The organism is Streptomyces sp. NPDC002788, from assembly GCF_053592115.1.
In genome coordinates, this window is the sequence record NZ_JBSFVB010000009.1 from 216,076 (window position 1) to 230,195 (window position 14,120).

A 14,120-nucleotide genomic window follows, 5' to 3' on the forward strand; every position below is an offset into this window, starting at 1 on the left:
CTCATGACTTCTCTCTCTGTGGTTCGTCTCGTCGCAGTGCCCCGCCGAGCAGCAGCTCGACGATCATGTGCTGGAAGTCCTTGGGGGCGCCCTTGCCGCTGTGTACCATCCAGGCGCCGGAGGCCAGCAGGCCGTAGAGCGCCTCGGTGAGCCAGGCCGGCGTGAGGTCGAAGCGGAACTCGCCGCTGAGCTGGCCACGCCGGAACAGGGCGGAGATCCGGTCGTCGATCAGGGTCCAGCCCGCGTTCTGCTCCTCGCCCTCGAACAGCTGGTTCTCGGTGTAGAGGAACGCGAGCAGTCCTGCGGCGGGCTCGACGGCCGCGACCAGCCGGCGTACGGCCTCGCTGGCCGTGCCCTCGTCGAGCCGGGCCGCGTCCAGTGCGGCCTCGCACTCCGCGATGCCCAGCGCCTCCAGCGCGCGGACCAGGGCCTCACGCCCGGCGAAGTGGCGGTGCAGCGTGGCGCGGCTGATCCCGGCGGCCTTGGCGACCTCGTCCATGGTCGCGGTGGATTTGCGGGTCAGCAGGGCGGCGGCGGAGCGCAGCACGTGATCGGGATCGACAGGCATGAGACGACAATACCCCACATGAGACATGAACGTCTCACACTGGGCGTGTGTGACTCACGGCTGCCGGTTCACGAGCCCGGGAGTGATCAGTGCCAGGGCAGCTGTCCGCGCCGCTCCCAGTACGCGTGCGGTTCCTCGGCGAGCGTGGCGAGGCGGGTCGACTGGTCGTCGTCGAGGTCGACGACCGCCGCGTGCAGGTTCGACGCGAGCTGGCTGGTGGTGGCGGCGCCGGAGAGGACGACGCCGGCCCAGGGCTGGCGGAGGACGACGGCGAGGGCCACCGCGTCGCAGCCCAGTCCGGTCTGCTCGGCGATCTCCTTGAGCACCTCCGGGGCGTGCGCGCCGGCGAGGCGGCCGTTGGCCATGCCCTCCTTGACGATCACGGTGAGTCCGGCGTCGTGCGCCTCGGCGAGGGCGGGGGCGGCGGAGGTCTCCAGCGCGTTGTACGTGGACTGGACGGTACGGAAGAGGGGTTCGCCGTCGACGGTCACGGCGAGGGCGGCACGGATCGCGTCCGCCTGGGCGGGGCCGCTGGTCGAGAAGCCGATGGTGAGGCCCTGTGCGGCGGCCTCCGCGAGCTTCGCGTGCAGTTCCTTGTCGGTGAGGGCCGGGCTGTCCGGGGTCACCGAGTGGATCTGGTAGAGGTCGAGCCGGGTGCCGAGCAGGGCGTCGCTCTCGGCGCGCTGGCGTTCGAACGTGGCGAGGGTGTGGTCCTTGACCTCGTGCGTCTCGGCGTCGGTGGACCAGCCGGCGGTGTAGGTGTAGCCCCACTTGCTGCCGACGACGATGTCATCGAGGCCGGGCCTGTCCTTGAGCCAGTCGGCGAGGAACTCCTCCGAGCGGCCGTAGGAGCGGGCGGCGTCGAAGTAGCGGACGCCCTGTGCGTAGGCGGCGTCGAGGAGTTCGTGGGTGCGGGTGCGGAGCCTTTCGACGCTGCGGTCTCCTCCGAGGTCCTCGTCCCGTCCGAGGTTGATGTAGCCGGGGCGTCCTACGGCGGCGAGGCCCAGACCGATGTGGCAGGTGGGGGTTGTTGCCGCGGCCAGGCGGGCGAAGGGCATCGCGGGCTCCGTTCGGTCGACTGATGACCAACGTAACCCCCCGCGATGCCCTTCGCCGGTGAGCCCGGGGCTCGCTGTGTGTTGGCGGTACGGGTCACCCGTGGGGTGTCGCGCAGCTCCCCGCGCCCCTTCTCACGGCGTCTGTCGCGCCGTCGCCCAATCGTGCTGGGCCGCCACGTCCGCCTTCACCTCCGCCAGCTGGACGGCGACCGCGCTCGGCGCCGTGCCGCCCCTGCCGTTGCGGGAGGCCAGGGCACCGGGGACGTTGAGGACCGAGCGGACCTCGGGGGTCAGGTGGGACGAGATCTTGGCGAACTGCTCGTCCGTCAGCTCGTCCAGCTCCTTGCCCTCCGCCTCGGCGGCCTTCACGCACTCGCCCGCGACCTCGTGGGCCACGCGGAACGGGACGCCCTGCTTGACCAGCCATTCGGCGATGTCCGTGGCGAGGGAGAAGCCGGCCGGGGCCAGTTCCTCCATGCGCTCGCGGTGGACCGTGAGCGTGGCCATCATGCCGGTGAAGGCCGGGAGCAGGATCTCCAGCTGGTCGATGGAGTCGAAGACCGGCTCCTTGTCCTCCTGCAGGTCGCGGTTGTAGGCGAGCGGGAGGGCCTTGAGCGTGGCCATCAGACCCGTCAGGTTGCCGATCAGCCGGCCGGACTTGCCACGGGCCAGCTCCGCGATGTCCGGGTTCTTCTTCTGCGGCATGATCGACGAGCCCGTGGAGAACGCGTCGTGCAGGGTCACGAAGGAGAACTCCTTCGTGTTCCAGATGATGACCTCCTCGGCGATGCGGGAGAGGTTGACCCCGATCATCGCCGTGATGAACGCGAACTCGGCAACGAAGTCGCGGGACGCCGTCCCGTCGATGGAGTTGCCGGCCGAGCCGTGCTCGAAGCCGAGGTCCCGCGCCACCGCCTCCGGGTCCAGACCCAGGGAGGAGCCGGCCAGCGCGCCGGAGCCGTACGGCGACACGGCCGTGCGGGCGTCCCACTGACGCAGGCGCTCCGCGTCCCGGGAGAGGGACTGGACGTGGGCGAGGACGTGGTGGGCGAAGAGGACCGGCTGGGCGTGCTGGAGGTGCGTACGGCCGGGCATCGCCACGTCCGGGTGGGCCTCGGCGAGACCGATCAGCGCGTCCTGGAGCTCCGCGATCAGGCCGCCGACGATCCGGGCGTGGTCGCGCAGGTACATGCGGAAGAGGGTCGCGACCTGGTCGTTGCGGGAGCGGCCCGCGCGCAGCTTGCCGCCGAGGTCCGGTCCGAGGCGCTCCAGCAGGCCGCGCTCCAGGGCGGTGTGGACGTCCTCGTCGGCGATCGTGCCGACGAACGAGCCGTCGGCGACGTCCGCCTCCAGCTGGTCCAGCCCCGCGATCATCCGGGTCAGCTCGTCCTGCGTGAGCAGCCCCGCCTTGTGCAGCACGCGCGCGTGGGCACGCGAACCGGCGATGTCGTACGGCGCGAGCCGCCAGTCGAAGTGGACGGACGCGGACAACTTCGCCAGGGCCTCGGCGGGTCCGTCGGCGAAACGGCCGCCCCAGAGCCGGACGTCACCGCTGTTGCTGCTCACCTGCTGCGCTCCTCAATGGGTGTGGATGTGCCACCGCTTCCCCACCGGGGTGGAGAGGCGGTCATCACGCTACTGCTTGCGCGAGGTCCCGCCGGGCCGCGATCTCATGCATGAGTATGCAGAGGTCTGCATGATTCGTCAATATGCATGCGGTCGGGGGTCGAATTCCGGACGCCGGTGAGGAATTTGAAGATCCCTTGAACGCGGGAAACCGCTTGCTCGTACCTCTCGCCGAACGCAGGCGCCGCGTTTCGACACCGACGACATCCCGACCCCTAGTGAGGCACCCCCATGTCCAGGGCTCTTCCGAAGTACAACAAGCGTCGCGTCGCGTTCATCGGCGGCGCCGCCGCCGTGGCGCTGTCCGGCACGGTGATCGCCGGCTTCGCCCTCGCCGGGGAGACGTCCAAGAGCAACGGGAGCAACGCCCGGACCCTGGCCGGCGCCGGCACGATCACGTGCCCGGACGTCCGGTCCAAGCTCCCCGCGGTCCCCGCCTCCGCCAAGGCCGAGGTCGACCGCAACCTCACCCTGCTCGACACGCAGATCCGGGAAGCCAACACCCGCCTGGCCAACACGGTCGGTCAGGGCGGCCCCAACTTCGTCCAGAACGCCATCCTCGGCCCGCTCAAGGACAAGCGCGTGGCGACCGTCAACCGCATCGCCACCGCCATCGGACGCACGGCGGCCAAGCCGCAGGGCCTGGACTCCCTGGCCGCCTGCACGCTCAACGGTGCGGGCAGCAACACGGGCGGCGGCGCGGCCGGCAAGCCGCAGGCGGGCGGCAACACCGGCAACGGCAACGCCGGCAGCAACGCCGGGAACGGCGGCAACACCGGCGCCGGCACGATCACGTGCCCGGACGTCCGGTCCAAGCTCCCCGCGGTCCCCGCCTCCGCCAAGGCCGAGGTCGACCGCAACCTCACCCTGCTCGACACGCAGATCCGGGAAGCCAACACCCGCCTGGCCAACACGGTCGGTCAGGGCGGCCCCAACTTCGTCCAGAACGCCATCCTCGGCCCGCTCAAGGACAAGCGCGTGGCGACCGTCAACCGCATCGCCACCGCCATCGGACGCACGGCGGCCAAGCCGCAGGGCCTGGACTCCCTGGCCGCCTGCACGCTCACCAAGTGAGGTGAACGGCGCTGTGGCCGCCCCGCGTGAGCGCCGGCCGGGGCGGCCACGGGCAGGCGCCAGGGCGCGGGGTCCGGCAGAGGTGACCGGATCCCGCGATTTTTTTAGACAGTCGAAAGACCTGCGCCCATAATCGCTGGACATGGGAAAAACTCATGAGCGCATAGAAGGCCGGCTCCGCTCGTTCATCGAGGCGCAGCCGGTCTTCTTCACCGCCACCGCCCCCCTGTCCGCCGACGGCACGGTCAACCTCTCCCCCAAGGGCCTCAGGGGTTCCTTCGCGGTGCTCGACGAGCACACCGTGGCCTACCTCGACTTCGCGGGCTCCAACGCCGAGACCATCGCCCATCTGCGGGAGAACGGGCGGATCACCCTGATGTGGTGCGCCTTCCAGGGCCCGCCGAACATAGTCCGCGTGCACGGCAGGGGCGAACCGGTCTTCCGCGACGACCCCCGCTTCCGGGAACTGCTCGCGCACTTCCCGGACATCGACCCCTCGCAGCACGGCCTGCGCGCGATCATCGTCGTCACGGCCGAACTCGTCCGCGACACCTGCGGCTACGCAGTGCCCTTCATGGCGTACGAGGAGGACCGGGACCTTCACGGCAAGCGGTTCGCCCGTGAGGACGACGCCTCGCTCGACGCGTACTTCACCAAGAAGGAGCACATCGCGACCAGCCTGGACGGACTACCCGGGCTGCCGTTGCCGCTGCCGCCCTCTACGGTCTGAGGCATGCGCCCCGGTGCCGTCGCCCTCGCCGTCTCCTGCCTGATCGTGCTCGGCGCCGGGCCGCCCTCCCCCGCGCCGTTGCCGGCCCGGATGGCGGACACCGGCGGCGGCACCCAGCTGATCACCGCGGTGGCCCCCGGGACGGCCTCGACGACGGGCACGGTCACCTGGTGGGACCGCGCCAGGGACGGGCGCTGGGTGAAGGCGGGTTCCGCCCCCGCGCGCTTCGGAGCGAAGGGCCTCGCCGAGGGCGCCTCCCGCAAGCAGGGCACGAACACCACCCCCACCGGCCTGTACGACCTGCCGTACGCCTTCGGCATCCGGGCGGCGCCGCGCGGGACGGCGTTCCCCTACCGCCGGGTGCACCGGGCCTCCTGGTGGTGCCAGGACAACGACTCCCGTTCCTACAACCGCTGGACCGAGCCCCGTGCGGCCGACTGCGGGGCCGCCGCGTCCGAGCATCTGATCACCTATCGGGAGCAGTACGCGCACGCGCTCGTCATCGGCTTCAACTACGAGCGTCCCGTGCGGGGGCGCGGCGCGGGCATCTTTCTCCACGTCAACGGGCGCGGGGCGACGGCCGGTTGCGTCTCCGTGCCCAAGGACGCGATGCGGCGGATCCTCGCCTGGGCGGACCCCGGCAGGCGGCCCCACATCGCCGTCGGAACGGCCGGCGGGACCACCGCCGTCACCCGCTACTAGAGCCGGGGCACCGCCCGAGCGCGCAGGGCGTTACCCCCGGTCACTGCCGTGCGCACACGACTCGGTACGCGGCTGAACACTCCCGTGTCCCGGCACGTATCTGTGGGCCAAGGGTCAAGTCCCCACGGAGGAACCGTGACCACCACGCTCGCAGGCGGACGTGCCGCCCGCCGCCAGACGATGCGCCGCATCCGCCCGCGCCGCTCCCCGGCCGTCCCGCTGCTGATCGCCCTGTGGGCCGGTGCGGCGGCCGTGCTGTGGCTGTGGTGGGACAACACGCCGTCCCTCGCGGACACCTCGGCCAAGATCCTGGCGGCGGGCCGGATCACCGGCCTGCTCGCCGGCTACCTCATGGCGCTGGTGGTGCTCCAGACGGCCCGGGTCCCCGCGCTGGAGCGCCGGGTGGGCACCGACCGGGTCGCGCGCTGGCACGCCATGACCGGCCGCTACACGCTCTGCCTGGTCCTCGCCCACGTCTTCCTCATCATGTGGGGCTACGCGCTGCAGGCGGGCAAGGGACTCGGCGACATCGTCCAGCAGACCACCGACTCCATCAACCAACTGCCGGACATGGGCAAGGCCGCCATCGGCACCGGCCTGCTGCTCCTCATCGGAATCCTGTCGATCGGCGGGGTGCGCCGCCTGATCGGCTACGACACCTGGTACCACGTGCACCTGCTGACCTACGCGGCGGTGTACCTGACCTTCTGGCACCAGATCACGACCGGCAACGAGTTCGCCGTCGAGCCCACCGCGAAGACCTTCTGGTACGGGCTGTACGGCGCGGTGACCGCGCTGGTGCTCTGGTACCGGGTCCTCACCCCGATCCGGCTGAACCTGCGGCACCGCATGCGGGTCGAGGCGGTCATCGAGGAGACCCCGGGGATCGTGTCCGTCCTGATCGGGGGGCGCAAGCTGCACCGGATGGGCGCGGAGGCCGGGCACTTCTTCCGGTGGCGGTTCATGGCTCCGGGCATGCGCTTCAGCTCGCACCCGTACTCGCTGTCGGCGGCGCCCCGCCCGGACATGCTGCGGATCACCGTCAAGGCGATCGGCGACCACACCTCCCGGCTGCGCGAGCTGACGCCCGGCACCCGGGTGTGGGCGGAGGGCCCGTACGGTGCGATGACCGCGCAGCGGCGCAGCCGCGGCAAGGTCCTGCTGGTCGCGGGCGGTGTGGGCATCACCCCGATGCGGGCCCTGTTCGAGACGCTGCCGGGCGCGTCGGGCGACATCACCCTCCTCTACCGGGCCAACAGCACCCAGGACCTGGCCCTGTGGGGCGAACTCGCCAAGATCGCCGACGAGCGCGGCGCGCGGCTGATGTACGCGGTCAACAGCCCGGACGGGGAACGACCCGACATCTCGGCGGAATCCCTCCAGCGGAAGATCCCGGACATCGACAACCACGACGTCTTCATGTGCGGGCCGCCCGGCTTCGCGCAGTCCGTCTACGAGGCACTGCGCGGCGCGGGAGTCCCCGCCCGCCGTATCCATCACGAGTCGTTCGAGATGTGAGCGACGGCACCCACAGCCCTTCAGGAGCTTGAGAAACGATGAGGAAGTCTCACCCCGTCCGGCGTGCCGTGCTCGCCGGCGCAGCCACCGTCTCCGGGATCGTGCTGCTGCTGTCGTTGAAGCCGGCCTCCGACCCGGGCGGCGCCCAGGCCGCGGGGGGCCAGCTCCCGCCCGCGGCGGCCGGGCAGGCCCCGCAGGGCGGCGTGGACGGCACGGTCACCGGTGACGCGGCGCAGACGCAGTACGGCGCGGTGCAGGTGCGCCTGACCCTGAGCGGCGGGAAGATCACCCAGGCCGAGGCGGTGCAGGCGCCCAAGGGCGGCCGCAGCGACCAGATCACCGCCGGCTCGGTGCCCCGTCTCAACCAGGCGGCGGTGGCGGCACAGAGCGCGGACATCGACGCGGTGTCCGGGGCGACCTACACCAGCGCCGGTTACCAGAAGTCGCTCCAGTCGGCCCTGGACAAGGCCAAGGCCTCGGGCGGCTCATCTCAAGGGTCGGGCGACGGGCAGACCGTCACCGGTGATGTCGCGCAGACGGAATACGGCCCGGTGCAGGTCCGGATCACCGTCGCCGGTGGAAAGATCACCGCGGCCGAGGCGGTCCAGGCCCCCAAGGGCGGACGCAGCGACCAGATCACCGCCACCTCCGTCCCCCGCCTCAACCAGGCGGCCGTCGCGGCCGGCAACGCACAAATCGACGCGGTCTCGGGTGCCACCTACACGAGCGCCGGCTACAAGAAGTCGCTCCAGTCCGCCCTGGACAAGGCTCCGGCAGGGGGCGGCTCCTCGCAGGCGGCCGGCGCGGGAGGCGGCGGTCAGGTTCAGACCCAGACCCTGACGGGCAGCGCGGCGCAGACGCAGTACGGCCCGGTGCAGGTCCGGATCACCGTCGCCGGTGGAAAGATCACCGCGGCCGAGGCGGTCCAGGCCCCCAAGGGCGGACGCAGCGACCAGATCACCGCCACCTCCGTCCCCCGCCTCAACCAGGCGGCCGTCGCGGCCGGCAACGCACAGATCGACGCGGTGTCCGGGGCGACGTACACCAGCGCGGGTTACAAGCAGTCCCTCCAGTCGGCGCTGGACCAGGCCGGTGGCTGACACCGTGGCCGACTCCGCACAGGCTCCCGCCGCGGTGCGTCATGCGGAGGAGACGATGGGGACCGTCTTCTCCTTCGACGTCCGCGGCGGGGAACCGGACGCCGTGCGCGCGGCCCTGGACGAGGCCGTCGCCGGGCTGCACCGGGTCGACGAGGTCTTCAGCACGTACCGCGAGGACAGCCAGATCTCCCGGCTGCAGCGCGGGGAGCTGACCGTCGGGGAGTGCGCTCCCGAGGTAGCCGAGGTCCTGAAGCTGGCGGCCGAGGCGGAGCGGCTGAGCGAGGGCTGGTTCAGCACGTCGTACCAGGGCCGACTCGATCCCACCGGCATCGTCAAGGGCTGGTCGGTCGAGCGGGCCGCGCGGCGGCTGGCGGAGGTGCCCGGCGTGAGCGGGGTGAGCGTCAACGGCGGCGGCGATGTGCAGCTGCTGGGGGCGCCGGGGGCTCGGCGGCCGTGGCGGGTGGGGGTGTCGGATCCGTTGCGGCCGGGTGGTCTGGCGGCGGTGATCTCCGGGGCCGGAGTGGGCGAACTGTCCGTCGCCACGTCCGGTACGGCGGAGCGGGGTGCGCACATCGTCGACCCGCGTACGGGGCGCTCGGCGGTGACGGACCTGGTCGCCGTGACGGTGGTGGGACCTCGGCTGACCTGGGTCGACTGCTGGGCGACCGCGGCGTTCGCGATGGGGTCGCGGGAGGGGCTGGCGTGGCTGGAGTCGCTGCCCGATGTCGAGGCGCTGCTCATTACCGCCGGTGACGAGGTGCGCTGTACCCGGGGGTTGGCGGCGCGGCTGGGCTGAATCGGCCCTCTTCGGGGCGCGGGGCCGTATCGCGATGTGCGGATCCGCCGCGCGGGCGCGACCGGCCACAGCCCACCCGCGCACGGAGGACGGCGCTCAGTGCCCGTTCTGCGCCAGCCTCAGCAGGTGGTCGGCGAGCTCCTGCCCCCCGGTCGGGTTCCGGCTGATCAACAGCAACGTGTCGTCACCGGCGATGGTCCCCAGGATGTCGTGCAGCTCGGCCTGGTCGATCGCCGAGGCGAGGAACTGGGCCGCACCCGGCGGTGTGCGCAGGACCACGAGATTCGCCGAAGCCTCCGCGGAGATCAGCAGCTCCTGGGAGAGCCGCCGCATCCGCTCCTCCTTCGCCGACCCGCCGAGCGGCGCCCGGGGCGTACGGAATCCGCCCTCGCTGGGCACCGCGTAGATCAGGTCGCCTTCGGTGTTGCGGATCTTCACCGCGTTCAGCTCGTCCAGGTCCCGGCTGAGCGTCGCCTGCGTGACGCTCAGCCCGTCGTCGGCGAGCAGCTTCGCCAGCTGGCTCTGGGACCGGACCGGCTGCCGGTTGAGGATGTCCACGATCCGGCGGTGCCGTGCGGTGCGGGTCTGCGGCACGGCGGGCCCGTTCGCCCCCGGCTGCTCGTGGTCCTGCGCCTGGCTCATCGTCGTCTCATTCCCCGGATCGTCCGTCCCCGCTGACTGCCTGGAGGATGCCGGGCAGCGCCCCGAGGAACGCGTCCACCTCGTCGTCGCCCACGTTCAGCGGCGGCATCAGCCGGACGACGTCGGGGGCGGGCACGTTCACCAGGAATCCGGCCTCCTGAGCCGCCTGGCGCGCCTGGGGCGCGAGCGGCTCGGTGAGCACGATACCCAGGAGGAGTCCCGTACCCCGGACGAAATCGATCAACTGATGGCCGAGGCCCTCGATCCCGTCCCGCAACCTCTCGCTCTGACGCTTGACGTTCTCCAGCAACCCCTCGTTCTCGATGGTGTCGAGGACGGCGAGCCCGGCGGCGCAGGCGACGGGGTTGCCGCCGAAGGTCGTGCCGTGCTGGCCGGGCTGGAGCAGCTCCGCGGCCCGGCCGAAAGCGACGGTCGCGCCCAGCGGCAGCCCGCCGCCGAGCTGTTTGGCGAGGGTGACGACGTCGGGCAGGACACCCTCGTGGGCCTGGTACGCGAACCAGTGCCCGGTGCGGCCGAGGCCGGTCTGCACCTCGTCGAGGACGAGGAGCGCCCCGGTGGCGGCGGTGATAGCGCGGGCGGCCTTGAGGTAGCCGGCGGGCGGGACGACGACGCCGAGCTCGCCCTGGATCGGCTCGAGGATGACGAGCGCGGTCTCCTCGGTGACCGCGGCGGCCAGGGCCTGCGCGTCACCGAACGGCACGTGGGTGACCTCGCCGGGCAGCGGCAGGAACGGGTCCCGCTTGCCGGGCTGGCCGGTCATGGCCAGGGCGCCCATGGTGCGCCCGTGGAAGGCGCCCTCGGTGGCGACGATGTGGGTCCGCCCGGTCAGCCGGCCGATCTTGAAGGCGGCCTCGTTGGCCTCGGCGCCGGAGTTGCAGAAGAAGACCTTGCCGTCCCGGCCGAAGAGCCGCAGCAGCCGTTCCGCGAGGGCGACGGTCGGCTCGGCCATGAAGAAGTTGGAGATGTGGCCGAGGGAGCCGATCTGGCGGGTCACGGCCTCGACGATCGCCGGGTGGGCGTGGCCGAGGGCGTTGGTCGCGATGCCGCCGACGAAGTCGAGGTACTCGTTGCCGTCGGCGTCCCACACCTTGGTGCCCTCGCCGCGCGCCAGGGGCAGCAGCGGGGTGCCGTAGTTGTTCATGAGCGCGCCCTGCCACCGCTGGGCGAACTCCTGATGGGCGGTCATACGACTTCCCCCTCTTGCTCGTCGGGCACGACCATCGTGCCGATGCCCTCGTCGGTGAAGATCTCCAGCAGGATCGAGTGCTGGACCCGGCCGTCGATGACCCGGGCGGTGGTGACGCCGCCCCGCACGGCGTGCAGGCAGCCCTCCATCTTCGGCACCATGCCGGAGGACAGGTCCGGCAGCAGCCGCTCCAGCTCGGAGGCGGTGAGCCGGCTGATCACCTCGTCGCTGTTCGGCCAGTCCTCGTAGAGTCCCTCGACGTCCGTGAGGACCATGAGGGTTTCGGCGCCCAGTGCAGCAGCGAGTGCCGCAGCCGCCGTATCAGCATTGACGTTGTAGACATGTCCGTCGTCCTGGGAGCGGGCGATCGAGGAGACGACCGGGATGCGGCCGTCGGCGAGCAGGGCCTCGATCGCGCCCGTGTCGATCGCGGTGATCTCGCCGACCCGCCCGATGTCGACGAGCTCGCCGTCGATCTCGGGCTGGTGCTTGGTGGCGGTGATGGTGTGCGCGTCCTCGCCCGTCAGGCCGACGGCGAGCGGCCCGTGCTGGTTGAGCAGTCCGACCAGTTCGCGCTGCACCTGGCCGGCCAGCACCATGCGCACGACATCCATGGCGTCCTCGGTGGTGACCCTGAGGCCCGCCTTGAACTCGCTGACGATGCCGTGCTGGTCGAGGGCGGCGCTGATCTGCGGGCCGCCGCCGTGCACGACGACGGGCTTGAGACCGGCGTGGTGCAGGAACACCACGTCCTGGGCGAAGGCGGCCTTCAGGTCTTCGTCGATCATGGCGTTGCCGCCGAACTTGATGACGACCGTCTTGCCGTTGTGGCGGACCAGCCACGGCAGCGCCTCGATGAGGATCTGGGCCTTGGGCAGGGCGGTGTGCTTGCGGGTCGTGCTCATGAGGAGTACGCGCTGTTCTCGTGGACGTAGTCCGCGGTGAGGTCGTTGGTCCAGATGGTGGCGGTCTCGGAGCCGGCGGCGAGGTCGGCGACGATGTGCACCTCGCGGTAGCGCATGTCGACCTTGTCGCGGTCCTCGCCGACACCGCCGTTCTTGCACACCCAGACGCCGTTGATGGCGACGTTGAGCCGGTCCGGCTCGAAGGCGGCGCCCGTCGTGCCGATCGCCGACAGCACCCGGCCCCAGTTGGGGTCCTCGCCGTGGATCGCGCACTTGAGGAGGTTGTTGCGGGCGATGGAGCGGCCCACCTCGACGGCGTCGTCCTCGGTCGCGGCGTTGATCACCTCGACCTTGATGTCCTTGCTGGCGCCCTCGGCGTCCCGGATCAGCTGCTGACCGAGGTCGTCGCAGACCTGCCGGACGGCCTCGGCGAACTCCTCGTACTCCGGGGTGACTTCGGCCGAGCCGGAGGCGAGCAGCAGCACGGTGTCGTTGGTGGACATGCAGCCGTCGGAGTCGACCCGGTCGAAGGTCGTCCGGGTGGCCGCCCGCAGCGCCTTGTCCAGGACGTCGCTGTCCAGGGCCGCGTCGGTGGTGAGGACGACGAGCATGGTGGCGAGGCCGGGGGCGAGCATGCCCGCGCCCTTGGCCATGCCGCCGACGGTCCAGCCGTCCTTGGTGACCACGGACGTCTTGTGGACGGTGTCGGTGGTCTTTATGGCGATGGCGGCCTTCTCACCACCGTGCTCGCTCAGGGACGCGGCGGCCTTCTCCACGCCCGGGAGCAGCTTGTCCATCGGCAGGAGCACGCCGATGAGGCCGGTCGAGCAGACCGCGACCTCGATGGCGCCCCGGCCGAGGACCTCGGCGGCCTTCTCGGCCGTGGCGTGGGTGTCCTGGAAGCCCTTGGGTCCCGTACAGGCGTTGGCGCCACCGGAGTTGAGGACGACGGCGGACACCTGACCGCTCTTCAGCACCTGCTCGGACCACAGCACGGGCGCGGCCTTCACCCGGTTGGAGGTGAAGACGCCGGCGGCGGCGCGGCGGGGCCCGTCGTTGACCACGAGGGCCAGGTCCGGGTTGCCGTTCTCCTTGATCCCGGCGGCGATGCCCGCCGCCGTGAATCCCTTGGCTGCCGTCACGCTCACGGTGCGACTCCGATCGTGGAAAGTCCGGTGGTCTCGTCGAGACCCAGGGCGATGTTCATGCTCTGGACGGCACCGCCCGCGGTGCCCTTGGTCAGGTTGTCGATGGCACTGATGACGATGATCCGTCCGGCGGCCTCGTCGTACGCGACCTGCACCTGAACGGCGTTCGAACCGTAGACGGACGCCGTGGCGGGCCACTGTCCCCCGGGGAGCAGGTGCACGAACGGCTCGTCGGCGTAGGCCTTCTCGTAGACGGCGCGCAGGGACTCGGCCGTGACGCCGTCGGCGGCTTTGGCGCTGCACGTGGCGAGGATGCCGCGGGGCATCGGCGCGAGGGTCGGCGTGAAGGACACCGAGACCGGCTCCCCCGCGGCCGCGCTGAGGTTCTGGGTGATCTCGGGGGTGTGCCGGTGCCCGCCGCCGACGCCGTACGGGGACATCGAGCCCATGACCTCGCTGCCGAGCAGGTGCGGCTTGGGTGCCTTGCCCGCGCCGGACGTGCCGGACGCGGCGACGATCACGGCCTCCGGCCCGGCCAGGCCCGCGGCGTACGCCGGGAAGAGGGCCAGGGAGACGGCGGTCGGGTAGCAACCGGGCACCGCGACGCGCTTGGACCCCTCCAGCGCGGCGCGGGCACCCGGCAGTTCGGGGAGGCCGTAGGGCCAGGTTCCGGCATGGGGCGAGCCGTAGAACTTCTCCCAGGCGGCGGCGTCCGTCAGCCGGAAGTCGGCGCCCATATCGACGACCAGCACGTCCGGGGCGAGCCGCTCGGCGACGGCGGCGGACTGCCCGTGCGGCAGCGCGAGGAAGACGACGTCGTGACCGGCGAGGACCTCCGAGGTGGTCTCCTGAAGCACTCGGCCGGCCAGGGGCAGCAGGTGCGGCTGGAGCGCACCGAGCTTCTGCCCCGCGTTGGAGTTGCCGGTCAGCGCGCCGATCTCGACCTCGGGGTGTGCCAGGAGCAGACGCAGCAGTTCCCCGCCCGCGTATCCACTCGCTCCGGCCACTGCCGCTCGTACCGCCATGGAACCTCCTCCTTAGAGGGC

Annotated in this window: 14 protein-coding genes; 6 read left to right on the top strand and 8 right to left on the bottom strand. The window is 71.5% G+C overall.

Annotated features, from left to right (window positions below; translation table 11 throughout):
• Nucleotide 1: 1 nt before the first annotated feature.
• The 3 genes from ACWD1U_RS18850 to argH all read right to left on the bottom strand — a co-directional run bounded on the left by ACWD1U_RS18850 (nucleotide 2) and on the right by argH (nucleotide 3,192).
• A complete protein-coding gene (locus tag ACWD1U_RS18850) occupies nucleotides 2-568 on the bottom strand; it encodes a TetR/AcrR family transcriptional regulator (RefSeq protein ID WP_451108798.1) in 567 nt (188 codons plus the stop codon).
• Between the two features lie 86 nt (nucleotides 569-654).
• Nucleotides 655-1,626, bottom strand: coding sequence for an aldo/keto reductase (locus tag ACWD1U_RS18855; RefSeq protein ID WP_451108800.1), 972 nt, complete (start codon nucleotides 1,624-1,626; stop codon nucleotides 655-657).
• Between the two features lie 132 nt (nucleotides 1,627-1,758).
• Nucleotides 1,759-3,192 carry an argininosuccinate lyase gene (argH, locus tag ACWD1U_RS18860; protein WP_451108801.1) on the bottom strand — a complete coding sequence of 478 codons (1,434 nt, stop codon included), beginning with the start codon at nucleotides 3,190-3,192 and terminating at the stop codon, nucleotides 1,759-1,761.
• A gap of 291 nt (nucleotides 3,193-3,483) precedes the next feature.
• On the opposite strand from argH, the gene ACWD1U_RS18865 reads away from it, so the two are divergent.
• From ACWD1U_RS18865 to ACWD1U_RS18890, 6 genes are all read left to right on the top strand, one after another.
• On the top strand, nucleotides 3,484-4,326 hold the full coding sequence (locus ACWD1U_RS18865) for a hypothetical protein (RefSeq protein ID WP_451108803.1): 843 nt from the start codon (nucleotides 3,484-3,486) through the stop codon (nucleotides 4,324-4,326).
• 142 nt (nucleotides 4,327-4,468) lie between these two features.
• Complete coding sequence (locus ACWD1U_RS18870; RefSeq protein ID WP_451108805.1) at nucleotides 4,469-5,056, top strand: pyridoxamine 5'-phosphate oxidase family protein; 588 nt, start codon at nucleotides 4,469-4,471, stop codon at nucleotides 5,054-5,056.
• Between the two features lie 3 nt (nucleotides 5,057-5,059).
• The gene (locus ACWD1U_RS18875) at nucleotides 5,060-5,758 is read left to right on the top strand and encodes a L,D-transpeptidase family protein (protein ID WP_451108807.1); all 699 of its coding nucleotides are present in this window, start codon (nucleotides 5,060-5,062) and stop codon (nucleotides 5,756-5,758) included.
• Between the two features lie 135 nt (nucleotides 5,759-5,893).
• The gene (locus tag ACWD1U_RS18880; RefSeq protein WP_451108809.1) at nucleotides 5,894-7,276 is read left to right on the top strand and encodes a ferredoxin reductase family protein; all 1,383 of its coding nucleotides are present in this window, start codon (nucleotides 5,894-5,896) and stop codon (nucleotides 7,274-7,276) included.
• A gap of 38 nt (nucleotides 7,277-7,314) precedes the next feature.
• Complete coding sequence (locus ACWD1U_RS18885) at nucleotides 7,315-8,376, top strand: FMN-binding protein (protein WP_451108811.1); 1,062 nt, start codon at nucleotides 7,315-7,317, stop codon at nucleotides 8,374-8,376.
• Nucleotides 8,369-9,172 (top strand): FAD:protein FMN transferase, encoded by an 804-nt coding sequence (locus ACWD1U_RS18890; protein WP_451108812.1) that lies wholly within the window; start codon nucleotides 8,369-8,371, stop codon nucleotides 9,170-9,172. Before ACWD1U_RS18885 ends, ACWD1U_RS18890 begins: the two co-directional genes overlap by 8 nt.
• Nucleotides 9,173-9,268: 96 nt before the next feature.
• On the opposite strand, the gene ACWD1U_RS18895 is transcribed toward ACWD1U_RS18890, so the two are convergent.
• From ACWD1U_RS18895 to argC, 5 genes are read right to left on the bottom strand one after another with little or no spacing between them, the layout of a single operon-like run.
• Complete coding sequence (locus tag ACWD1U_RS18895; RefSeq protein ID WP_451108814.1) at nucleotides 9,269-9,814, bottom strand: arginine repressor; 546 nt, start codon at nucleotides 9,812-9,814, stop codon at nucleotides 9,269-9,271.
• Between the two features lie 7 nt (nucleotides 9,815-9,821).
• Nucleotides 9,822-11,021 (bottom strand): acetylornithine transaminase, encoded by a 1,200-nt coding sequence (locus ACWD1U_RS18900; protein WP_451108816.1) that lies wholly within the window; start codon nucleotides 11,019-11,021, stop codon nucleotides 9,822-9,824.
• A complete protein-coding gene (gene argB, locus ACWD1U_RS18905; RefSeq protein ID WP_451108818.1) occupies nucleotides 11,018-11,926 on the bottom strand; it encodes an acetylglutamate kinase in 909 nt (302 codons plus the stop codon). Before argB ends, ACWD1U_RS18900 begins: the two co-directional genes overlap by 4 nt.
• The gene (gene argJ / locus ACWD1U_RS18910) at nucleotides 11,923-13,074 is read right to left on the bottom strand and encodes a bifunctional glutamate N-acetyltransferase/amino-acid acetyltransferase ArgJ (RefSeq protein WP_451108820.1); all 1,152 of its coding nucleotides are present in this window, start codon (nucleotides 13,072-13,074) and stop codon (nucleotides 11,923-11,925) included. Before argJ ends, argB begins: the two co-directional genes overlap by 4 nt.
• Nucleotides 13,071-14,099, bottom strand: coding sequence for an N-acetyl-gamma-glutamyl-phosphate reductase (argC, locus tag ACWD1U_RS18915; RefSeq protein ID WP_451108822.1), 1,029 nt, complete (start codon nucleotides 14,097-14,099; stop codon nucleotides 13,071-13,073). Before argC ends, argJ begins: the two co-directional genes overlap by 4 nt.
• Nucleotides 14,100-14,120: the final 21 nt, after the last annotated feature.

Coding starts and splice junctions, on each gene's coding strand:
- ACWD1U_RS18850 (WP_451108798.1), bottom strand. CDS start 568: ATGCCTGTCGATCCCGATCACGTGCTGCGCTCCGCCGCCGCCCTGCTG.
- ACWD1U_RS18855 (WP_451108800.1), bottom strand. CDS start 1,626: ATGCCCTTCGCCCGCCTGGCCGCGGCAACAACCCCCACCTGCCACATC.
- ACWD1U_RS18865 (WP_451108803.1), top strand. CDS start 3,484: ATGTCCAGGGCTCTTCCGAAGTACAACAAGCGTCGCGTCGCGTTCATC.
- ACWD1U_RS18870 (WP_451108805.1), top strand. CDS start 4,469: ATGGGAAAAACTCATGAGCGCATAGAAGGCCGGCTCCGCTCGTTCATC.
- ACWD1U_RS18875 (WP_451108807.1), top strand. CDS start 5,060: ATGCGCCCCGGTGCCGTCGCCCTCGCCGTCTCCTGCCTGATCGTGCTC.
- ACWD1U_RS18885 (WP_451108811.1), top strand. CDS start 7,315: ATGAGGAAGTCTCACCCCGTCCGGCGTGCCGTGCTCGCCGGCGCAGCC.
- ACWD1U_RS18895 (WP_451108814.1), bottom strand. CDS start 9,814: ATGAGCCAGGCGCAGGACCACGAGCAGCCGGGGGCGAACGGGCCCGCC.
- ACWD1U_RS18900 (WP_451108816.1), bottom strand. CDS start 11,021: ATGACCGCCCATCAGGAGTTCGCCCAGCGGTGGCAGGGCGCGCTCATG.
- argB (WP_451108818.1), bottom strand. CDS start 11,926: ATGAGCACGACCCGCAAGCACACCGCCCTGCCCAAGGCCCAGATCCTC.
- argC (WP_451108822.1), bottom strand. CDS start 14,099: ATGGCGGTACGAGCGGCAGTGGCCGGAGCGAGTGGATACGCGGGCGGG.